Source organism: Streptosporangium sp. NBC_01810 (assembly GCF_035917355.1).
Taxonomy (GTDB): domain Bacteria; phylum Actinomycetota; class Actinomycetes; order Streptosporangiales; family Streptosporangiaceae; genus Streptosporangium.
The window spans coordinates 4,885,551-4,906,293 of the sequence record NZ_CP109070.1; the positions used below are offsets into that span (position 1 = coordinate 4,885,551).

Here is a 20,743-nt window from a genome sequence, read left to right on the forward strand (position 1 = left end):
GGTCACCGGGTCACCGGGTCAGGAGACGAACACCGCCAGTGACCTGGTGATCTTGTCGTGCTCCTCGACCAGTGCCAGCAGGGTGCCGTCCGGGCCGAACACGCCGATCGGCCCCTTGCCCAGCCCCAGCGAGGGCAGCCGCCCGCCGTGCGAGACGGTGCTCGCCTCCTCGGCGGTCACGTCGCGGCGAGGGAAGGCCGCCGCGACCGCGTCGGCCATCGGCAGGATCGAGCACTCGGCGGAGAGCTGCTCGACGGTGCGCGCCATCGACAGGTCGTAGGGCCCCACGCGGGTGCGGCGCAGGTAGGTCAGGTGGCCGCCGACGCCCAGATCGGCCCCCAGGTCACGGGCCAGCGCGCGGATGTAGGTGCCGCTGGAGCAGGTCACCGAGACGTCGACGTCGATCAGGTCGCCGTCGCGGCGGATGCCGATGATCTCGAAGCCCGACACGGTCACCGGGCGCGCCTTCAGCTCGACCTCCTCCCCCGCCCTGGCTCGCTTGTAGGCTCGCTCGCCGTTCACCTTGATGGCGCTGACCTGCGGCGGGATCTGCATGATCGGGCCGGTCAGTGCGGCGACCCCCTTTCGGACGTCCTCCTCGGCGACACCCGCCGCCGACGCGGTCGCGATGATCTCCCCCTCGGCGTCGTCGGTGTTGGTGGCCTGGCCGAGGCGGATCGTGGCATCGTAGCCCTTCTCGGTGAGCGCGAGGTGGCCGAGCAGGCGGGTGGCCTTCTCGACGCCGACCACCAGCACGCCGGTGGCCATCGGATCGAGGGTGCCCGCGTGGCCGACCTTGCGGGTGCCCGCGATGCCGCGGAGCTTGGCCACGACATCGTGCGAGGTCCACTCGGCGGGCTTGTCGACGATGATCAGGCCGCTCGGCGGCGGGGTGCGCTTGGCGCGAGCCGTGCTCAATGGGATTCCTTTGACAGACGTGCCAGGAGAGTTCTACAGCAGTGCCCGGAGACTGGCGATCGTCTCCTCGACGGGCAGGTGGGAGGTGAAACCCGCCGCCCTGGCGTGCCCGCCGCCGCCCAGTTCGGCGCAGACGCGCGAGACGTCCACCCCTCCCTTGGACCGCGTCGAGACCTGCCAGGCACCCTCGTCGTCCTCCTTGAGGATCGCGGCGACGTCCGCCTCGTCGGTGCGCCGGACCACGTCGATGATCCCCTCCACCTCGTCGTACGGCAGCCCGTGCGCGGCCCGGTCTGCCCGGGTGACGAACGTCCAGACCAGGCCACCGCCCACCTCCGGCTCCAGCCGGACCCTGTCCAGCGCGGTACCGAGCACCTTCAGGTAACCGAACGGGGAGCGGTCCCACAGCTCGCGGGCGAGTTCCTCGGGGTCAAGCCCGCATGCCACCAGCCGGGCGGCCATGGCATGCGCCCGCGGGGTGGTGGAGGAGTGCCGAAACGAGCCGGTGTCGGTGACGAGCCCGACGTACAGGCAGGTCGCGATGTCCCTGTCGATCGGCAGGCCGAGCCTGTGGATCAACTCCTCGGCGAGCACGGCGGTGGCGGCGGCGCCGGGGTCGACCAGGTTGAGCGTGCCGAACCCGGTGTTGGACGGATGGTGGTCCAGCACGATCAGCTCTCGCGCCCCGGCCGCGTTTCCGGCCAGGGTGCCAAGGCGCTCAACGGTGGGGAGGTCGAAGGTGACCATCACCTCGGGTACGGCGGGATAGTGCGCGGGGTCGATCAGCAGGTCCTGCCCCGGCAGGAAGCGGAGCAGCCTGGGCACGTGGAAGCTCCGGTCGCCGAAGGACGCGGTGACCCGCTTGCCCGCCGCGCGCAGCGCGAGCCCGACGCCCAGCATGGAGCCGAGCGCGTCACCGTCGGGCGAGACATGGCAGGCCAGCGCGACCTCGTCCGCGGCCGAGATGATCCGGGCGGCCCGGTCCCAGTCCTGACCGGGCACCGGGCCGTCGTCACGCGGGTCGGGCGTCACGTCGCGGAATATCCCGCGCGCTCCGAGGATTCGTCCTCTTCGTCCTCGGAGTCGCCGGCCCTGTCCTCGGGCTTGCGGTAAGGGTCGGCGTCCCCCGCGTGCAGAGCCCCCTCGGCCCGCTTGGCGATCTCCACGTCCCTGGCCTTCGCCTCGGCGAGCAGGTCCTCCAGATGACGGGCGGTGTCAGGGAGCGGGTCGTGGGTGAACGTCAGCGTCGGCGTGTGGCGCAGACCCGTCTGGCGGCCCACCTCCGAGCGGATGAGCCCCTTGGCGCTCTCCAGCGCCAGTGCGGAGTCGGCCCGCTCGGCCTCCGAGCCGAAAACGGTGTAGAACACCGTGGCCTCACTCAGGTCGTTGGTGATCCGTGTGTCCGTCACGGTCACGAACCCCAGCCTGGGGTCCTTGATCCGGCGCTCCAGCATCTCCGCCACGATCTGCTGGATCCGGTCGGCGATCTTGCGTGCTCGCGCGGCGTCCATAGCTCCCCCCTTCTTGTGGGGACGGCCGGAGCGGGAGGGGTGCTTCCGCCACCGGCCGTCCCCCCATCTAGTCCTCGTCCTCGTTGTAGAGCCGGTGTCTGGCGGACAGCAACTCGATCTCCGGCCGGAAGGCGATCAGCCGCTCGCAGTCGTCCAGCACCGCACCGCAGTTGGCGGCGGTGGCGGAGACGACCGCGATCCCGATCTCGGTACGGCGATGCAGATCAAGATGACCGGTCTCCGCGACTGCCACACCCGGGAAGCGTCGCTGCACCTCGGCGACGATGGGACGCACCACCGAGCGCTTCTGCTTCAGCGAGTGGACCTCGCCGAGCAGGATGTCCAATGTCAGGGCACCTACATACATAGTGGATCACTCGCCACGGTCGTCACCGTGCCATCGGGAGGGACGGACCGCCCGCCGACGCCCCCAAGGGGGCGACCGGCGGGACGGTCCTCCTGCCTGTCCGAGGCATCAGGCGCGCGGCTTCTCCCGCATCTCGAAGGTCTCGATGACGTCATCGATCTTGATGTCGCTGTAGCCGACACCGATACCGCACTCGAACCCTTCACGCACCTCGGTCGCGTCGTCCTTGAAGCGGCGCAGCGAGGAGACGGTGAGGTTGTCGGAGATGACGACCCCGCCGCGGATGATACGGGCCTTGCTGTTGCGGACGATCGTGCCCGAGCGGACCAGAGCACCGGCGATGTTGCCGATCTTCGGCACCTTGAAGACCTCGCGGACTTCGGCGGTGCCCATCTGGACCTCTTCGAACTCCGGCTTGAGCATGCCCTTGAGGGCCGCCTCGATCTCCTCGATCGCCTGGTAGATGACCGAGTAGTAGCGGATGTCGACGCCCTCGCGCTCGGCCAGATCGCGCGCCCTGACCTCGGGACGCACGTTGAAGCCGATGATGACCGCGTTGTCGTCGGCGACCGCCAGGTTGACGTCGTACTCGGTGATCGCACCGACGGCGCGGTGGAGCACCCGCAGGCGCACCTCGTCGCCGACGTCGATCTTGAGCAGCGCGTCCTCCAGAGCCTCGACGGAACCGGAGACGTCACCCTTGATGATGAGCTTGAGCTCGTCGACCTGGCCCTTCTCCATCTCGCTGAAGAGCTCTTCGAGGGTGCGGCGACGGCCGGACTTGGCCATGTCCGCGATGCGCTTGCGCGCCGCGCGCTGCTGGGCGATCTGGCGTGCCATCCGGTCGTCGGTGACGACGATGAAGTTGTCACCGGCGCCCGGCACCGCGGTCAGACCGAGGACCGCCACCGGGCGGGACGGGTCGGCCTCCTGAATCGCCTCGCCCTTGTCGTCGAGCATCGCCCGGACGCGTCCGAAGGCCTCGCCACAGACGATCGAGTCGCCGACCCGGAGCGTGCCGCGCTGGACCAGCACGGTCGCGACCGGGCCGCGGCCCTTGTCGAGGTGGGCCTCGATGGCGACGCCCTGCGCGTCCATCGTGTCGTTGGCCCGCAGGTCGAGCTCGGCGTCCGCGGTGAGCAGGATGGCCTCGAGAAGGTTCTCGATGCCGGTCCCGTTCTTGGCGGAGATGTCGACGAACATCGTGGTGCCGCCGTACTCCTCGGCGACCAGGCCGTACTCGGTGAGCTGGGCGCGCACCTTGCTCGGGTCCGCCCCCTCCTTGTCGACCTTGTTGACCGCGACGACGATCGGCACGTCGGCCGCCTGGGCGTGGTTGAGCGCCTCGATGGTCTGCGGCTTCACGCCGTCGTCGGCCGCGACGACCAGGACGGCGATGTCGGTCACCTTGGCACCTCGGGCACGCATGGCGGTGAACGCCTCGTGACCCGGGGTGTCGATGAAGGTGATCTTCCGATCCTCGCCCTCGTGCTCGGTGGCGATCTGGTAGGCACCGATGTGCTGGGTGATGCCACCCGCCTCCTGCGCCACCTCGTTGGTGTTGCGGATGGCGTCGAGCAGCTTGGTCTTACCGTGGTCGACGTGACCCATGACGGTCACCACCGGCGGGCGCGCGACCAGGTCGGACTCGTCGCCCTCGTCCTCGCCGAACTCGATGTCGAAGGTCTCCAGGAGCTCGCGGTCCTCCTCCTCCGGGCTGACCACAAGCAGGTTGTAGTCGAGCTCGGCGGCCAGAAGCTGGAGCGTCTCCTCGTTGACCGACTGCGTGGCGGTCACCATCTCGCCCAGGTGCAGCATGATCTGCACCAGGGACGCCGGGATCGCACCGATCTTGTCGGCGAAGTCCGACAGGGAGGCGCCGCGCGACAGGCGGATCGTCTGCCCGTTGCCGCGAGGAGCCTGCACGCCGCCGATCGCCGGGGCCTGCATGTTGTCGAACTCTTGACGCCGCTGGCGCTTGGACTTGCGACCACGGGTCGGGCGTCCTCCGGGACGGCCGAACGCGCCCGCGGTGCCTCCACCGCGGCCACGGCCACCACCACCGGGACGGCCGGCGAAACCGCCGCCACCGCCGCCACCGGGACCACCGGTTCCGGTACCGGGACGACCGGCGCCGCCACCGCCACCCGGACGGCCGGCGAAACCGCCGCCGCCACCGGGACGACCGGCACCGCCACCGGGACGGCCCGCGCCGCCACCGGGACGACCGGCACCCGCACCGCCACCGGGGCGGCCTGCGCCGCCACCGGGACCGGCGGGCCGGCCCTGCGGCATCATCATCGGGCTGGGACGCGGACCACCGGGACGCGGACCACCGGGGCCACCGGCACCGCCACCGGGACGCGGGCCACCCGCGCCGGGACCCGGACGCGGACCGGCCGCACCGGGCGGACCGGAACGGGCGCCGGGCGGACGGGGACCGGCGCTGTCGCGACCCTCGCGGGGACCGCGGTCCTCGCGGGGACCGGGACGCGGCCCTCTGTCGCCGGGGCCGCCCTCACGGCCGGGGCCGCCTCCGTGGCCACCGGGACCGCCGGGACGCGGCGGACGGGCCTGGCCCATGCCGCTGGCGTTCGACGAGAACGGGTTGTTACCGGGGCGCGGACCACGCGGGCCCGGACGCGGACCCGGCTTGGGCGCACCCGCGCCGGCACCGGACCTGGGGCCCGAGGGCGCTCCTCCGGGACCACCCGAGGGACGGCCCTCCGGACGCCCCTCGGGGCGCGCCGCGGGACCAGGGCGCGGAGCGGGCCGCGGACCCGGCTTGGGGCCGGAGGCCGCCGGACGGCCGCTGTCGCGGGGCGCCTCGAAGCGCGGCGCCTGCACCTGCGGCGGCTGCTGCCGCGGCGGCTGCGGGGGCTGCGCCTGCTGGGGCTCCGGCTGGGGAACGACCGGCGGGGCCTGCGGCGCGGGAGCCGCCGGACGAGCCGGCATGGGACCCGGTCGCGGTCCCGGCCGCGGGGCCGGTCCCGGCTTGGGGATGGATGTCGACGCCGAAGGGGCGCCGTTTGGCTGGCCGTCACCCGGCCGAGGTGCCGCATGAGGCGGCCTGGGGCCTCTGCCCCTGTCGGACGAACCCTTACTGGGGCCGCCCAGCGCTTCTGTGAGCCTGCGGACTACCGGTGCTTCGATAGTCGAGGACGCCGAACGCACGAACTCGCCCATCTCCTGGAGCTTGGCCATGACGACCTTGCTCTCCACACCGAACTCCTTGGCGAGCTCGTATACCCGGACCTTCGCCACTGCACTCCCTTGTCTTGGCCCGGGAGGCGGTGCCGCCGGACCGTCGTTACGTTGACGTACTCATCGCCGCATGCTCATCAGGCGCTCATAGCTATCTGACCAGCCCATCAAATCGGCGTCCTACATGACAGTCGGTAACCATTTCACCCGATCCTTTCAGCCTGTTGCTCTTCCAGGTGGCCACGCAGCCGCGACAGGTCGAGCGGAACCGCGACGCGAAACGCGCGCGGAAACGCTCGGCGACGCTCTGCGAGTTCGAGACAGCTCAGGGTGGGATGCAGTGAAGCACCACGCCCCTGGAGCCGTCTTCGCAGGTCAGGGAGTATAACGCCCTCGACCACCACCAGGCGGAGCAGCTCGGAGGAAACCGTGCGAACCCGGCACCCCACACATGTTCTCAGTGGGACAGCCTGGCCACCATATTCCAGCTTACCGTGTGGGCGCATCTGCGGAACCTGCCGCGTCCCCCGGCTGGGTGTCGGGACGGATGTCGATGCGCCAGCCGGTGAGGCGATTGGCCAGTCGGGCGTTCTGCCCCTCCTTGCCGATGGCGAGGGAGAGCTGGTAGTCCGGCACGGTCACCCGCGCGGCACGGCCGTCGAAGTCGATCACCTCTACGTGAGAAACGCGGGCCGGCGACAGGGCATTCCCCACGAACTCCGCGGGATCCTCCGACCAGTCGATGATGTCGATCTTCTCACCGTGCAACTCGGTCATCACGTTGCGCACGCGCGAGCCCATCGGCCCGATGCAGGCGCCCTTGGCGTTCACCCCCGGGCGCCGCGAGCGGACCGCGAGCTTGGTGCGGTGACCGGCCTCGCGGGCGATGGCGGCGATCTCGACCGTGCCGTCGGCGATCTCCGGCACCTCCAGGGCGAAGAGCTTCTTCACCAGGCCTGGGTGGGTGCGCGACAGGGTCACCGAGGGGCCCTTGTGCCCCTTCTTGACCTGGACCACGTAACAGCGGATCCGTTCGCCGTGGACGTACTCCTCACCCGGGACCTGCTCGCTGTGCGGCAGCACCGCCTCGATCTTGCCCAGGTCGACCAGGACCACCCTCGGGTCCTTGCCCTGCTGGATGACGCCCGCCACCAGCTCGCCCTCGCGGCTGGCGAACTCGCCAAAGTTGATCTCGTCCTCCGCGTCACGGAGCTGCTGCAGGATGACCTGCTTGGCGGTGGTCGCGGCGATGCGGCTGAAGTTGCCCGGGGTGTCGTCGAACTCCCTGAGCACCTCCCCGCTCTCGTCGTCGAGTTCGGCGGCGAAGATGGTCACGTGCCCGGACTTGCGGTCGAGCTCGGCGCGCGCCTTGGCCGCCGCGCCCTCGCTCCGGAAATATGCGATCAGCAGCGCGTCCTCGATCGCCTTGACGACCAGGTCGAAGGAGATGTCCTTCTCCCGCTCCAGGCTGCGCAGGACGCTCATGTCGATGTCCACGAGGCTTCCCCCTTAGCCCTCGTCGCCGTCTTCGCCGTCGTCTTCGGCGTCGTCGAGCCGGCGGAATTCCACCTGAACCCGTCCTCGGGTCAGGTCCTCATAGTCGATGCGGCGCGGCGCGCCGTCGACGTCCAGCTCCACGCCGGTCTCGTCGGTGGCGACGATCCGGCCCTCCACGGCGGTGCCGTCCCGCAGGTCGGCCTTGACCAGCCTCCGCACCGCGCGGCGCCAGTGGCGCGGCTCGGTGAGCGGACGGTCGACTCCCGGAGAGGAGACCTCCAGCACGTACGGGGTGGTTCCCATCGCGTCGTCGGCGTCCAGCGTCGCCGAGACCGCGAGGCTGACCTCCGCGACGTCGTCGAGGCTCACGCCGCCGTCACGGTCGACGACGACACGCAACAGCCGCCGCTTGCCCGCGGGGGTGACCGTGACGTCCTCCAAGTCGAGCCCCTCGGCTCCGACGACAGGTTCCAGAAGCTTGATCAGGCGGTCGCGGGATGTGGCGCTGCCCATGCCGACCTCCCATTGTCACGATCTCAGCCGGGCGGACCTCGCCCATGCGATTAACCAGCCTATCCACACCAGGGCGTGGAAACAGCGCCACTCGGTGTGGCGGAGCCGCCCGAGAAGCGAGGTGAGTGCCATTATTCCAAGCCCGTACGATGCTAGGAGCGTCAGCTGTCGACACAGAACCGGAGGTCGTCCGTGCGTTCCGTCTCCCGGCGCGCCCTGCTGCGGGGCGGCGCTCTAGGGGCGGCGGCCGTGACCGTCGCGGGATGCGCCGCCGAGAAACGGGTGCCTCCGGTGGCCGAGCGTCCCGATCCCGAGACCGTGCTCCTGCGGGAGCTGATCGCCGGCAAGGAGCGGGCAGTGGCCCTGTACGCCTCGGCCGCCTCGGCCAGGCTCGCGCCCTTCAGGCAGCGGCACGAGGCCCATCTGGCCGAGCTTCGCCGCCGCCTCCCGCCCGGCGCCGTCTCCGGCTCCGCGACGCCCACGCCCTCGCCCTCGCCCACGCCATCCGGCGGCGCGTCCGCGGGCGGCAAGGCGTCGGTACGGGCCCTTCGCGATCTGGAGCGCAGGGCGGCGGCGCTCCGTACCCGCCAGGTCGAGGGGGCCTCGCCCCCGCTGGCCCAGCTGATCGCGTCCATCGGCGCCTGCGAGGCCGCGCACGCCCTGGCCCTGTCGAGATCACTGTGAGGGCCGGCCAGGGGCTCGGCGCGGCGCTGGCGGCCGAGCACGCCGCCGTGTACGCGTACGGGGTCATCGGGGCCAGGAGCACGGGCAGGTTGCGCACCGAGATGACGGCGGCCTACAACGCCCACCGCGCCCGCCGTGACCGGCTCCGCGCCACGATCATCACCATGGGCGGCACCCCGGCCGAGCCGACCGCGGCCTACGAGCTCCCGGTCACGCCGTCCACGGCGGCGCAGGCGGTGGAGCTGGCCGTGCTGGTCGAGCGGAGGGTGACCGGCGCCTATCTGGAACTGGCGGCCTCCGCCGACACGGCGCTGCGCAAGATGGCCGCGCTGGCCATGCAGGAGTGCGTCACCCGCTCCTACGACCTGCGCCCGGAGATCGACACCTTCCCCGGCATGCCGCCCGCGCCCGCCGCCTCCCCCAGCACCTCACCCACCGTCTCCCCCACGGCGACCGCCACCGAGTGACTTTCACGGCCAGGGCTGGTCAACGCGGGGCTTCAAAGCGCGTTACCGCGCCTCAAGCCCCCTCCTTCAGGAGGGGGTCGTTGACCGATGGCCGCTTTCCCGGAGTAAGGATTTCCCGGAGTGACGGGCTGGTCGGCGCGGTATCGACGCCCGACGACGGTCTCCGCGTTCATGAGATGAGATTCAAAACCGCTTTCGAGCATGTTTGTACGGTGCCTGCCGGGTAGCTGAATCTCCGTGAAACCGCCTAAGGAGGAGCAATGGGCTGGGGATATCGGAAATCCATGAAGTTCGGTCCGTTCCGTCTTAACCTCTCGCGGAGTGGAGTGGGTCACAGCTGGGGAAACCGCGCCTTCAGGGTCACCAGGACGGCAGATGGGCGCCGCACGCTGAGCGTCAACCTGCCCGGCGGTTTCCACTGGCGCAAGACGCTCGGCAGCGGTGCGCGTCGCTGACGGCGTTTCCCGGGAACCGTTCGCGAACGCCGGTCGTTCTTCTGACACGGCACGAGGCTCGGGGAGAGAACAATGGGCTGGGGATACAGAAAGTCAATCAAAATCGGTCCCTTCCGGATCGACCTGTCTCCACGAGGGGTCGGCCACAGCTTCGGCAATCGCAGATTCCACGTCGCGAGAACTCCCGACGGCCGCAAACACGTGACCATCAACCTGCCCGGCGGATTCCACGTGAGCAGGACGATCGGCCGGAGTTCCCGTTACCGCCGCTACTGAGACGGGGCCACAGACGGGAAGGAGCGGCCCACCCGCCGCGGGTGGGCCGCTCCTTCACATGCGTGGTGGCGCGGGACGAGATCGTCGCCTCCCGGCCCGCGGGTTCACTCCTGGCAGGCCGCCACGACGCGGTCTGCCGCCTCGGCGAGCGGGATCTCCTCCTTGGCGCCGGTGGCTCGGTCGCGCAGCTCCACGACGCCCTGGGTGAGGCCTCGGCCGACGATCAGGATCGTCGGCATGCCGAGCAGCTCGGCGTCCTTGAACTTCACCCCCGGCGAGACACCGGGGCGGTCGTCCACCAGGACGCGCAGGCCGCGGCCCGCCAGCTCCTCGGCGATCCGGAGGGCGGCCTCGATCTGACCGTCCTTGCCGGTGCCCACGATGTGGACGTCGGCAGGGGCGATCTCGCGGGGCCAGAGAAGACCGAGCTCGTCGTGCCGCTGCTCGGCCAGCACCGCCACGGCACGGGAGACGCCGATGCCGTAGGAGCCCATGGTGATGCGGACCGGCTTGCCGTCGGGGCCGAGGGCGTCGAGCTTCGCGGCGTCGGCGTACTTGCGGCCGAGCTGGAAGATGTGGCCGATCTCGATACCGCGGTCGATGGAGAGGCCGGAGCCGCAGACCGGGCAGGCGTCGCCCGCGCGGACCTCGGCGGCCTCGATGGTGCCGTCGGCGACGAAGTCACGGCCCGCGACGACGTCCGCGGCGTGCTTGCCCGGCTCGTTGGCGCCGGTCACCCAGGCGCTGCCGTCGACCACGCGGGGGTCGACGAGGTAGCGGATGCCGAGATCCTTGAGGACCTGCGGGCCGATGTAGCCGCGGACCAGGCCGGGGTGTCTGGCGAAGTCCTCGGCCTCGAAGATGGCGGGCTCGCCGGGGGCCAGGGAGGCCTCCAGCCGCTTGAAGTCGACCTCGCGGTCTCCGGGCACGCCGACGACCAGGGTCTCGGTCTTGCCCGAGCCGGGGACGGTCACCTTCACCACGATGTTCTTGAGCGTCCGGGCGGCGGTGATGCCGAGGCCGTGGTGCTCGTTGACGTGGTTGACCAGCGACTCGATGGTCGGGGTGCCGGGGGTGTCGAGCACCCGCATGGCGGGACGCTCGCCGGCGCCCTCGGCGGCCGGGGCGGGGGTGACGACGGCCTCCGCGTTGGCCGCGTAGCCGCAGGCGTGGCAGGCCACGAAGGTGTCCTCGCCGGTGGCCGCGGGGGCGAGGAACTCCTCGGAGGCCGACCCGCCCATCGCACCTGACGTGGCGAAACAGATCTTGTAGGAGATGCCGAGCCTGTCGAAGGTCTTGATGTAGGTCTCGCGGTGGCGCTCGTAGGAGTGCTTGAGACCCTCGTCGTCGAGGTCGAAGGAGTAGGAGTCCTTCATGACGAACTCGCGCCCGCGCAGGATGCCGGCCCGAGGCCGGGCCTCGTCGCGATATTTCGTCTGGATCTGGTAGAGGGTCACCGGATAGTCCTTGTAGGAGGAGTACTCCCCCTTGACCATGTCGGTGAACATCTCCTCGTGGGTGGGACCGAGCAGGTAGTCGGCCCCCTTGCGGTCCTTGAGGCGGAAGAGCGTGTCCCCGTACTCGGTCCAGCGGCCGGTCGCCTCGTAGTACTCACGGGGCAGGAGAGCGGGGAAGAGCACCTCCTGGCCGCCCATGCGGTTCATCTCCTCGCGCACGACGCGCGTGACGTTCTCCAGGACCGTCTTGCCGAGTGGCAGCCAGGAGTAGACGCCGGGGGCGACGCGGCGGACGTAACCGGCGCGGACGAGCAGCTTGTGGCTCGGCACTTCCGCGTCTGCCGGGTCGTCCCTCAGCGTTCGAAGAAACAGCGACGACATGCGCAGCAGCACGGCTACTCCTAGCTAGTGGGGATCGATGCTCTACAGGCTATCGAGTCCGGCAAGCCGATTGTCTGCCGTCGACCGCTTCAGAGCCCGGTGAGGAAGACGAAGTGGAAGGCCCCGAAGGCCAGCGCGACCAGTGTGGAGCAGATCCGGTCACACCTGCGGGCCAGTGCGATCAGCATCCCCGCCGCGAGCGCGGCCACGACCACCGTTCCCCACGGCCAGAAGCCGGGAACGTACTCGGGGCCGCCGGGCACCATCTTGTCGATGCCTTCGAACAGGGACAGCCCGGCCGCCCCTCCGGCCGCGAGACCTCCCCAGCGGTCGGGGCGCTTGGCCAGGTAGGAGAAGACCCCGATCGCCACGAGGTTGACGAGCGTGAGGTTCATCGTGGCGACGTCGTCACCGAGCCTGGTGAACGAGTCCTCCGGCTCGAAGAGGGTGGCGGCCAGCACCGAGAGCAGCGGCCCGAACGCGGCGAGCATGCTGGAGAGCACCGCCCAGCCGAAACCGGCCGCGGTCCGCCCCACGACGACGACGAGGAGGATGTACGCGCACGAGTTGTAGATGGCGTAAGGCAGGTCGGGCCCGTAGGCCAGCAGCGCTCCGACGCCACCCAACAGCATCCCCACGAAGAGCGAGAGGACCATGTGCCGGAGAATGGCGCGATCCCGCCGGTCCCCCGCGACGAAGTCAAGCGTGTAGTTGCGTTCCACCGAAGCCACCGATCCCCCGATCACATGTACTCGTGGCCACCGGCAGTATATCTGACCTGTGCTAACGTCCAGGGCAAGGTAAATTTCACAAGACAAGCGATCGCTTGGTTATAGTGTTGCCGTGAGTCCTTTCCCGAGCGTTTCCCCAAGCCTTTCCGAGGAGCGTGTGGGGCTCCGTGACGCCGTCCGCTCCTTCCTCTCCCGGCACCCGGACGCCCCCTGGGGCCGGTTCGCCGCCGAGCTGGGCGTGGCCGGCCTGGCGGTCGGCGAGGAGTACGGCGGCGCGGGCTGCGGCATGGTCGAGGCGGCCGTCGTGTGCGAGGAGGTCGGCCGCGTCCTGTCGCCCCACCCCTATCTGCAGACCGCGGTACCGGCCGTGGAGGCGATCACTAAGGACCTTCAGACTGGCCCGGCGGGCACCGGTACTACAGAATCGCGTTATGACAGCCAGTGCCCTGGGAGGCGATATGTCGCTGCGAGTCGCGATCGTGGGGTCGGGGCCGGCCGGGATCTACACGGCCGAGGCCCTGAGGAAACAGGCCACCGTGCCCCTGCGGGTGGACGTGCTGGAGCGGCTGCCGACCCCGTACGGGCTGGTGCGCTACGGGGTGGCCCCCGACCACACCTCGATCAAGTCGATAGCGGGCTACCTGCGCGGCGTGCTGGAACTTCCTGACGTGCGGTTCCTCGGCGGTGTCGAGTTCGGCAAGGATGTCGGCGTCACCGATCTGCTCGACTGCTACGACGCCGTGGTCTACTGCACCGGCGCGATGGTGGACCGGCGGATGGGCATACCCGGCGAGGACCTGCCGGGCAGCGTGGCCGCCACCGACTTCGTCAACTGGTATTGCGGCCACCCCGACGTGCCGGGCGACCGCTTCGTCCTCGACAGCCCCGAGGTCGCGGTGATCGGCGTGGGGAACGTTGCGGTCGACGTGGTGCGCATCCTGGCCAAGACCGCCGACGAGCTGCGCGCCACCGACGTGCCACAGGAGGCGCTCGACCGGCTGGCCGCCAGCGAGGTGAAGGCCATCCACATGGTCGGCCGCCGGGGACCCGAGCACGCCAAGTTCACCCTGAAGGAGCTCAGGGAGCTGGGCGAGCTGACCAACGCGGACGTGCGGGTGCGGCCCGAGGAGAGCGTCGCGGACGTCTCGGCGGCGTCCCGGCAGATCAGGGGCAACGTCGAGGTCCTGCAGAGCTGGGCGGCCCGCGGCCTGACGGGCCGTCCCCGGCGGCTGGACGTGCGGTTCTGGATGCGCCCGGTGGAGATCCTCGGCGAGGGGCGGGTGGAGGCGCTCAAGCTGGAGCGAACCCGGCTGGTGGAGGGCCGGGTGGTCGGCACCGGCGAGTTCGAGACCCTCCCGGTCGGCATGGTGCTGCGCTCGGTCGGCTACCAGAGCGTGCCGCTGCCCGGCGTTCCCTTCTCCGAGGCCACCATGACCGTGCCGAACGAGGCGGGCCGGGTCCGCGACCGCGAGTACGTGGCGGGCTGGCTCAAGCGTGGTCCCAGCGGTGTGATCGGCACCAACAAGTCCGACGCCGCCGAGACGGTCCACACCCTTCTCGCCGATCTCGCCGGCCACGAACCGGTACGCCGCACGGACCCGGACGACCTCCTCGCCTCCCGGGGCGTCTCACCGATCACCTACGAGCACTGGCTGTCCATCGAGGCCGCCGAGGCGGCACTGGCCAGGTCCCTCGACCGGGGCGAGCGGGTGAAACTCCTCGGACTCGCCGCCATGCTCACCGCCTGTGGCCGTCAATGACGCGGCCGCGGCCACGCCCGGAGAACCGGGGCGTGGCCGCGGCCAGGGCGCTGTTCGCGCTATTCGCCGTTCCCGCTCTCGGTGCCGCCCTGCTCGCCACCCGGACCGTCGGGGCCCTGCCCCTCCGCCGGGCCCTGCGGGTCGACGCCGCCGTCACCGCCGTCACCGCCACTACCGCCGTTACCGCCGCCGTTCTGCGGCGCGCAGGAGATCGTGAAGTTCGCCTTCTTGGAGACGACCTTGCGCGGGCTCAGCACCTGAAGCGCCTGCCAGCCCTTCAGGTTGCCGCGGAAGGTGGCGCGATCCTTCAGGATCTTCGTCCCGTTCACCTTGACGGTCTTCACCGCGCTCTTGGAGCCGTCGCCCCTGAGCCAGCGGTAGGCCACCACGGTGGGCCCGCTTACCTTGATCTTCGCCGTGAAGCCGACGGTCACCGGGCACTTGCCGGCGTGCTTGGCCGGGCTCGCCTTCACCGACACGGCCACCTTGGGCTTCGCGGGCGCGGACGCCGCGGCGGCCGGAGACGCCTGCGTCATCAGCAGTACGGCCAGCAGGGACCCGGCCAGCGCGGAGAGCCCCTTGAGTCTGTTCATGTCATCCCATCGACGAGTGATCGAACTGCGGTGGCAAAGTTTAGCCATGGTGACTTGTGCTCCGGTTGGGACCGGCTGAGTCCGCTGGTCAGCATGGGGCGGCGGTGACGGCGATGACGGCGATGACGGTAGTGACGGCGGTGATCAGCGGCGATCGGTGGCGATCGGCGATCATCTGCGGTGATCGGCGGCGAGGAGCTGGGGCTAAGGTGCGTTCAAAACGGCGCGTCCGGTTCGAACCGGCACGTCCATACCGGCACGTCCATACCGGCACGTCCTCAGAGGAGCATCAGCATGCGCGTCACGCTCGCCGACCCGTCCGCACTGATCCCGGGCTTCGAGCGGACTCATCGCGAGCAGTCCGCGCTGTACCCGTACGGGCCGGTCGGGTGGCAGCCGGTGCACACGGTCTACGTCCCCGCGGACCGGTTCGACGCCGGGACGGTGCGGGCGTGGGGTGACGCCGCGCTGGAGCTGATGCGGCGGCACCTGCCGGAGGGCGACCTGGCCGCGATCCTCGGCGTGGACGGGGACGTCGCCGGAGCCGTCCACGGCAGGGTGCTCGCCAAACTCGGTGAGGAGCCCGTCGAGGACCTGCGCGTCGACTTCGAGGACGGGTACGGGCCGCGTCCCGAGGAGGAGGACGGCCACACCCGCGGCGCCGCCGAGGCGCTCGCGGCCATGCACATGGCTGGAACACTCCCTCGCCGCTGGGGGCTACGGGTGAAGTCGTTCGCCGACGGTGACCCGGTCCGCTCCCTCAGGACGCTGGACGGCTTCCTCACCGGCGTGGTCGAGCGGGTCGGGCACCTGCCCGAGGGATTCGTGGTCACCTTCCCGAAGGTGCTGATGAGGGCCTATCTCCACCAGTTCGCCGACTGCCTGCGAGCGCTGGAGGACGGGCTGGGCCTTCGTGAGGGCACGCTCCGGTTCGAGATCCAGGTGGAGGCGCCGCAGACGGTGCGCTTCCTCGACTCCGGCCTGGTCGCCTCCCTGCGGGGCAGGCTGGCCGCGGCGCACTTCGGCGTCTTCGACTACACGGCGAGCTGCGCCCTGCCCCCGCACGAGCAGCGGCTGGACCATCCCGCCTGTGACCACGCCCGGCACGTCATGCAGACGGTCTTCGCCGGGACCGGCGTGGAACTTTCGGACGGCTCGCTGGCGGCCTCTCCCGCCTCGGATGACCGGCGGGCCGTGCAGGAGCTGTGGCGGCGCCACGCGGAGCTGGTCGGGCACTCCCTGGGCCACGGCTTCTACCAGGGCTGGGACATGCACCCGTCACACCTGGTCAGCCGGTACGCGACGGTCTATGCCTTCCACCTGTCCCGCTACCGGGAGTACGCCCATCGGGTGCGTGCCTGGCGGGAGCGGCGCGAGGCGGGCGAGGGCGTGATGGACGAGCCCGCCACGATCAAGACCATGACCGCCGCCCTGCGCCGTGCCGACCTGGCCCTGGACCCCACCCCGGCTCCGTCGACGCCCTGACCTCGATCGCCGGTCCGCCCGGCCGGCGGTGACGCCTGATCGGGGCGACCCGGCAGCGGCTCCCTGCGCGCCTCAGTCGACCAGGGCGCGCCACTCGCGGACCCTGCGGGTGTCGACCGGGTCCGACCAGGACGCCCGCACGGCGCTGCCGACATGGAAGGCCCGCACGCCGTACTCCATCAGTGCCCCGACATGGCCCGGCCTCAGCCCGCCCCCGGCCATGATCAGCGGGCCGTCGCCGGCCTCGCACCGGGCCTTGAGCAGCGGCAGCCCGTCCGCCACGCCACCGGGCGCGCCAGAGGTGAGCACGGTGGCGAGGTTGGGCAGCAGCCGGACGGCACGCCAGCTCGCCTGGATGTCGGCCGCATGGTCCACCGCCCGGTGGAAGGTCCAGGGCAGCGGCGCGACCGCGTGGATGAGTACCTCGGTGGCGGCCAGGTCGACCACCCCCGCCCGATCGAGGAACCCGAACACGAACCCGGCCGCGCCCGCGTCGGTGAGTGCCCTGGCCTGGCGGCTCAGGGCCTTCAGCGACTCGGGCGTGGCCAGGAACGAGGCCTCGCCGCGCAGCATCACCATCTGCGGCAGCGCGCACTCCTTGGAGATCGCCGCGACCGTCTCCGGCGCCGGGGTGAGCCCGCCTACGGCCATATCGGCGACGACCTCCAGGCGATCGGCGCCACCGGCTTCGGCCGCGACGGCATCACGCACGTCAAGCGTGATCACCTCAAGCAAGGATCCGGTCATGAATGGAGGCTATCGGATGGGTTTGCCCTGAGATCGCCGTGGTTCAGACATGCTCGGGGACGGATGACCCTCGCCGGTCCGAGAAGGGCAGCGCGAGACCTGATCCGTGGGCGCGCAGGCCACCCGGCCGCTGGAACAGGGCGCCGGAGGCGCGATGCGACAGGTCGACCGTGCGGAGGTGCGCGAAACGCTGCCCCCGATAGTAGTCCTGAAGTCTTGAGTTGTCCTTGGAGCAGTCAAGCCTGAGCCATCTTCTCCCCAGGGCCAGGACCCGCAGGCCCGCCCAGTCCAGCAGCACCTCTCCCAGCCCCCGGCCGACGTGGGCGCGCGCCACGGCCAGTTTGTGGACGTAGAGCGCCGAACCGGGCTCGTCCTGCGGAGCCCAGAACTCGGGGTCGGCGTGAGTGTCCAGGGCGAGGGTGGCGGCGAGCCCGTTCTCCCCGTCCAGCAGGTACATGACGCCCTCGCCGATCAGCGGGGTGATGCGCTCGGCGGGAAAGCCGGCGGCGGGCCACTGCCGCACGCCGCGGCGGTTCAGCCACCCGGCGGTCTCGGCGAGGAGCGCGAGCACCTCGTCCAGATCACCGTCCGTGGCCCTGCGCAGCGTGAACGGGCGCGCGGTGGTGGGACTGGCGGTGTTCGAGTGCATGGTTCATCCCTTCGTTGCGTTCGGTACGCGAGTTAACACGGAGCGTGACCGCACGATGGCGCACGGCACCCGTGTCGGGCTAGGCGGATGCCTAGGGGCTTGGGGCGAGCGGCGAGGAGACGCCGGCTGGTGCGACAGGCACAAGAGGCGCAGCAGGCGCAAGAGGCGCAAGAAGCATGAGAAGCGCAGGCGGGAGAGGCGCAGGCGGGAGGGCGACGAGCGGGGGGACCTCGGGCGAGACTGCCGGGACCGGGGAAGACACGGACCGGAGGGCGCCGAACGGGAGGAGCACGGGCGGGTGGGGAAGGCGGGACCCGGCCGCCCGGCGGACGCGGCCCGGTGGTCGCCCGCGACGCGAGCGGGGCGGAGGCCGGCCCGTCAGGGCGGTTACGGAGATGTCAACGGCTTTCCAGCTCGTACCTGATCAGGTGCTTGTCCGCGGGCAGTACCGACACCGCCACGCGCACGGGGGTGTCCTCCTCGTCGTAACCGACCCGGATGTAGACGACGACCGGCGTGCCGAGCTGGAGCTGGAGCCGCTCGGTCTCCGCGCTGTTGGGCATCCGCGCCCAGATGTCGTCCACCATCCGCACCTGCCGGTGGCCGAGCTCCTCGAGAACCTTGTTGGCCCCGCGCCTGATGTCGCCGGGGCGGGTGATCTCGGAGTCGGCGACCAGGGCCAGCGGAAAGTAGGAGTCGTTGGTGTTGTAGGGCTGGCCGTCCACGAAGCGCAGCCTGCGGCGGACCACGGCGAGCTCGTCGTCCGAGAGCTCCAGCCTGCTGGCGATCTCCTCGGCCGGTTGCACGATCGAGACCTCGATCTCCTGGCTCGGCGCGCGCCCCTCCTGCGAGACCGCCCAGGCGAAGGCCTCCAGGGTCTCCTCACGCCGCGGCTGCAGCTCGCGCTGGGGGTGCATGAGCAGCGGGCGGCGCTCCCGCACGACGGTGCCCCTGCGGGGGGTGCGGGTGACCAGGCCCTCGTTCACAAGCTCGCCGAGAGCGAGCCGCACGGTGTTCCGGCTCACCTGGTGCACGATCATGAGCTCCGCCTCGGTCGGCAGCTGATCCCCTGGTCCGAGCGCACCGGAGTAGATGGTCCTCCTCAGATCGGAGGCCACCAGTTGATACAGCGTTGACCGCGCCATTAAGTCCCCTTTGTGCCAACAAAACTAGACGATCTGGTTCTAGTGGGGAACAGCCCCTTGACCCGACCTCCCGAGACCCGCATTATCCAATCGTTGGTACAAATCCATCGAAAGGTCAGCGAGGGGGTGGAGGCCGGTGCTGTCGGTCCGTGCGGATACGCCGCATCTGCCCTGGTGCGACCCCAGCGAGGCAACACGTTTACTGCGCTACGCGTTGCACCGCCAGGGATTCACCCACACCTACCAGAGCAACGGGCGCGGGATGTCCGTGCTCTCGGTGCTGACCGATCTAACCGTCTGGTGCAAGAACGGGCTTTTTGTCTGGAACGAGGATGGCGTTCAGTCCTCGCATCCGGCCGAAGACCCGGTCGGGGCGGCACGCCTCATCTCGCGGCACTACCGGCGGCCCATGCCTGACGACGATCTCGCGGTGGAGGAGGCGGGCCACCGGGTCCGCGCCTTCGCCGACACAGACTCCGCGCGCGACTAGCCGGCGGAGGACCCCACCCCTCGCCGGGGTCCTCCGCCATCGCGCCGGAGCGGAACGCGTCCTGGCGGGTCCCCCACGCCCGCCAGGGCGCGCTCCCCATCTCCGGAGCGCGGCCCGGCGGGACGGGACCCGCCGGGCCGCTACCGTGGCGCGACCATGACGGCGATCCTCAGCCGAGCGGGCACCAGTCGATCGGCGAGAGCTCCTCGTCCACCACCCTGGGGCACGCCCGGACGGCCAGACCCGCGACCGGCGGCTCCGCACCGCGCCAGTTGCCGTACATGACGCACACCGGCGCCTCGTCCAGCCGCACCATCACCACCGTGTACGGCTCGCTCACCCCGGCCAGGAAGGGCTGGTGGCTGACGATCCAGCTCTCGACGCGACCGGCGGGGGCGATGGGCTCCCAGTGCCACTCGCGGGTCCTGCAGCGGTGACAGTAGGCGCGGGCGGGGAAGCGCGGCGTGGCGCAGGAGTCGCATCTCTGGAGCACGAACTCCCCTCCGGCGGTCCGCTTCCACCACTCCGCCGAGTCACGATAGACCGGCGCCGGACCGAGGGCGGCGGGCACGGGCCGAGCTGAGTGGGGTCAAGCCGCTCGCGGTGCCCTGCGACGTCACCTCCGAGGCCGAGGTGCGCGCCATGTTCGACGCGGTGACCGAGGCGCACGGGCGGGTGGACGTGGTGGTCAACAACGCGGGCCTGGGCGGTACGGCGCGGCTGGTGGAGATGACCGACGAGTAGTGGGACGCCGTCCTGGGAGTGCCCCTCACCGGCACGATGCGCTGTACCAGGGCCGCCCTGCGGCTGATGGTCCTCCAGGGTTCCGGAGTGATCGTCAACAACCCCTCGGTGATCGGCTGGCGCGCCCAGGAGGGCCAGTCGCACTACGCGGCCGCCAAGGCCGGGGTGATGGCCCTGACCAGGTGCGCCGCCCTGGAGGCCGCCCCGCACGGCATCCGGAGTCAACGCGGTGGCCCCCTCTCTGGTCATGCACCCCTTCCTGGCTAAGGTCACCACCGACGAACTGCTCACCGAGCTGACCTCCCGCGAGTCCTTCGGCCGCTCGGCGGAACCGTGGGAGGTGGCCAACGTGATCGTCTTCCTGGCGAGCGAGTACTCCACGTACATGACCGGCGAGGTCGTCTCGGTCTCCAACCGGCACCCTTAGCCGGGTCGTACGACGTACGCGGAGGGTGCGCTTCCCCGAGGCTCCCCGACTGCGGGACGCGATGCGGGACGCCCGGGACTTCTACTTCGACTCGATCAGCCAGGTCCACATGGACCGCTGGCCCCAGGGCCGGCCGGTGCTGCTCAGGGACGCCGCGAGCGAAGAAGGCGAGTATCGGGGCACCACTGCCGCATACTCCAGCTTTCCCGCACAACCTTGGCGAGACTGAGAATTTTTCCCTA

Annotated in this window: 23 protein-coding genes and 2 pseudogenes; 10 read left to right on the forward strand and 15 right to left on the reverse strand. The window is 70.6% G+C overall.

The window, feature by feature from the left end:
• Window positions 1-18 precede the first annotated feature (18 nt).
• The 8 genes from truB to rimP all read right to left on the reverse strand — a co-directional run bounded on the left by truB (window position 19) and on the right by rimP (window position 8,010).
• A complete protein-coding gene (gene truB, locus OIE13_RS21245; protein WP_326828612.1) occupies window positions 19-918 on the reverse strand; it encodes a tRNA pseudouridine(55) synthase TruB in 900 nt (299 codons plus the stop codon).
• A gap of 33 nt (window positions 919-951) precedes the next feature.
• Window positions 952-1,950: a DHH family phosphoesterase gene (locus OIE13_RS21250; RefSeq protein WP_326637088.1), complete on the reverse strand. Its 999-nt coding sequence runs from the start codon at window positions 1,948-1,950 to the stop codon at window positions 952-954.
• Entirely contained in the window at window positions 1,947-2,429 is a 483-nt protein-coding gene (gene rbfA / locus OIE13_RS21255) for a 30S ribosome-binding factor RbfA (RefSeq protein ID WP_326637087.1), read from the reverse strand. Before rbfA ends, OIE13_RS21250 begins: the two co-directional genes overlap by 4 nt.
• Before the next feature lie 67 nt (window positions 2,430-2,496).
• Window positions 2,497-2,796: a DUF503 domain-containing protein gene (locus tag OIE13_RS21260; protein ID WP_030904200.1), complete on the reverse strand. Its 300-nt coding sequence runs from the start codon at window positions 2,794-2,796 to the stop codon at window positions 2,497-2,499.
• A 108-nt stretch (window positions 2,797-2,904) separates the two neighbouring features.
• A complete protein-coding gene (gene infB / locus OIE13_RS21265; protein WP_326828613.1) occupies window positions 2,905-6,060 on the reverse strand; it encodes a translation initiation factor IF-2 in 3,156 nt (1,051 codons plus the stop codon).
• A 143-nt stretch (window positions 6,061-6,203) separates the two neighbouring features.
• Window positions 6,204-6,506, reverse strand: coding sequence for a YlxR family protein (locus OIE13_RS21270; RefSeq protein WP_326637081.1), 303 nt, complete (start codon window positions 6,504-6,506; stop codon window positions 6,204-6,206).
• Complete coding sequence (nusA, locus tag OIE13_RS21275; RefSeq protein ID WP_326637079.1) at window positions 6,490-7,497, reverse strand: transcription termination factor NusA; 1,008 nt, start codon at window positions 7,495-7,497, stop codon at window positions 6,490-6,492. Before nusA ends, OIE13_RS21270 begins: the two co-directional genes overlap by 17 nt.
• Window positions 7,498-7,509: 12 nt before the next feature.
• Window positions 7,510-8,010: a ribosome maturation factor RimP gene (rimP, locus tag OIE13_RS21280; protein ID WP_326637077.1), complete on the reverse strand. Its 501-nt coding sequence runs from the start codon at window positions 8,008-8,010 to the stop codon at window positions 7,510-7,512.
• A gap of 192 nt (window positions 8,011-8,202) precedes the next feature.
• Between rimP and OIE13_RS21285 the strand changes: the two genes are divergently transcribed.
• From OIE13_RS21285 to OIE13_RS21300, 4 genes are all read left to right on the forward strand, one after another.
• Window positions 8,203-8,694 carry a hypothetical protein gene (locus OIE13_RS21285; protein ID WP_326637075.1) on the forward strand — a complete coding sequence of 164 codons (492 nt, stop codon included), beginning with the start codon at window positions 8,203-8,205 and terminating at the stop codon, window positions 8,692-8,694.
• Window positions 8,691-9,161, forward strand: coding sequence for a ferritin-like domain-containing protein (locus tag OIE13_RS21290; protein WP_326637073.1), 471 nt, complete (start codon window positions 8,691-8,693; stop codon window positions 9,159-9,161). Before OIE13_RS21285 ends, OIE13_RS21290 begins: the two co-directional genes overlap by 4 nt.
• Window positions 9,162-9,421: 260 nt before the next feature.
• Window positions 9,422-9,616: a DUF4236 domain-containing protein gene (locus tag OIE13_RS21295; RefSeq protein WP_326637068.1), complete on the forward strand. Its 195-nt coding sequence runs from the start codon at window positions 9,422-9,424 to the stop codon at window positions 9,614-9,616.
• Window positions 9,617-9,688: 72 nt separating this feature from the next.
• Complete coding sequence (locus tag OIE13_RS21300) at window positions 9,689-9,892, forward strand: DUF4236 domain-containing protein (RefSeq protein ID WP_326637067.1); 204 nt, start codon at window positions 9,689-9,691, stop codon at window positions 9,890-9,892.
• A gap of 104 nt (window positions 9,893-9,996) precedes the next feature.
• Here OIE13_RS21300 and OIE13_RS21305 read toward each other — a convergent pair whose 3' ends face one another.
• Complete coding sequence (locus OIE13_RS21305; RefSeq protein WP_326637064.1) at window positions 9,997-11,742, reverse strand: proline--tRNA ligase; 1,746 nt, start codon at window positions 11,740-11,742, stop codon at window positions 9,997-9,999.
• Window positions 11,743-11,819: 77 nt separating this feature from the next.
• Window positions 11,820-12,452: a hypothetical protein gene (locus OIE13_RS21310; RefSeq protein WP_326637062.1), complete on the reverse strand. Its 633-nt coding sequence runs from the start codon at window positions 12,450-12,452 to the stop codon at window positions 11,820-11,822.
• A gap of 166 nt (window positions 12,453-12,618) precedes the next feature.
• Between OIE13_RS21310 and OIE13_RS21315 the strand changes: the two are divergent.
• Window positions 12,619-12,789, forward strand: a pseudogene (locus OIE13_RS21315) (acyl-CoA dehydrogenase family protein); the annotation flags it as partial.
• Window positions 12,790-12,919: 130 nt separating this feature from the next.
• Window positions 12,920-14,221 carry an FAD-dependent oxidoreductase gene (locus OIE13_RS21320; RefSeq protein ID WP_326828614.1) on the forward strand — a complete coding sequence of 434 codons (1,302 nt, stop codon included), beginning with the start codon at window positions 12,920-12,922 and terminating at the stop codon, window positions 14,219-14,221.
• A gap of 59 nt (window positions 14,222-14,280) precedes the next feature.
• On the opposite strand, the gene OIE13_RS21325 is transcribed toward OIE13_RS21320, so the two are convergent.
• Window positions 14,281-14,814: a hypothetical protein gene (locus OIE13_RS21325; RefSeq protein ID WP_326637058.1), complete on the reverse strand. Its 534-nt coding sequence runs from the start codon at window positions 14,812-14,814 to the stop codon at window positions 14,281-14,283.
• Between the two features lie 294 nt (window positions 14,815-15,108).
• Between OIE13_RS21325 and OIE13_RS21330 the strand changes: the two genes are divergently transcribed.
• Entirely contained in the window at window positions 15,109-16,299 is a 1,191-nt protein-coding gene (locus OIE13_RS21330) for a DUF6986 family protein (protein WP_326637057.1), read from the forward strand.
• A 72-nt stretch (window positions 16,300-16,371) separates the two neighbouring features.
• On the opposite strand, the gene OIE13_RS21335 is transcribed toward OIE13_RS21330, so the two are convergent.
• From OIE13_RS21335 to OIE13_RS21345, 3 genes are all read right to left on the reverse strand, one after another.
• Window positions 16,372-17,046, reverse strand: coding sequence for a copper homeostasis protein CutC (locus OIE13_RS21335; RefSeq protein ID WP_326637055.1), 675 nt, complete (start codon window positions 17,044-17,046; stop codon window positions 16,372-16,374).
• A 43-nt stretch (window positions 17,047-17,089) separates the two neighbouring features.
• Window positions 17,090-17,695 (reverse strand): GNAT family N-acetyltransferase, encoded by a 606-nt coding sequence (locus OIE13_RS21340; RefSeq protein WP_326637053.1) that lies wholly within the window; start codon window positions 17,693-17,695, stop codon window positions 17,090-17,092.
• Between the two features lie 398 nt (window positions 17,696-18,093).
• The gene (locus OIE13_RS21345; RefSeq protein WP_326637050.1) at window positions 18,094-18,840 is read right to left on the reverse strand and encodes a GntR family transcriptional regulator; all 747 of its coding nucleotides are present in this window, start codon (window positions 18,838-18,840) and stop codon (window positions 18,094-18,096) included.
• Between the two features lie 136 nt (window positions 18,841-18,976).
• Here OIE13_RS21345 and OIE13_RS21350 point away from each other — a divergent pair, with 136 nt between their 5' ends.
• A complete protein-coding gene (locus OIE13_RS21350; protein WP_326637048.1) occupies window positions 18,977-19,330 on the forward strand; it encodes a hypothetical protein in 354 nt (117 codons plus the stop codon).
• Between the two features lie 169 nt (window positions 19,331-19,499).
• On the opposite strand, the gene OIE13_RS21355 is transcribed toward OIE13_RS21350, so the two are convergent.
• Window positions 19,500-19,901 carry a Zn-ribbon domain-containing OB-fold protein gene (locus OIE13_RS21355; protein ID WP_326637047.1) on the reverse strand — a complete coding sequence of 134 codons (402 nt, stop codon included), beginning with the start codon at window positions 19,899-19,901 and terminating at the stop codon, window positions 19,500-19,502.
• A gap of 29 nt (window positions 19,902-19,930) precedes the next feature.
• Here OIE13_RS21355 and OIE13_RS21360 point away from each other — a divergent pair.
• Window positions 19,931-20,501, forward strand: a pseudogene (locus tag OIE13_RS21360) (SDR family oxidoreductase); the annotation flags it as partial.
• 25 nt (window positions 20,502-20,526) lie between these two features.
• On the forward strand, window positions 20,527-20,730 hold the full coding sequence (locus OIE13_RS21365; protein WP_326828615.1) for a hypothetical protein: 204 nt from the start codon (window positions 20,527-20,529) through the stop codon (window positions 20,728-20,730).
• Window positions 20,731-20,743: the final 13 nt, after the last annotated feature.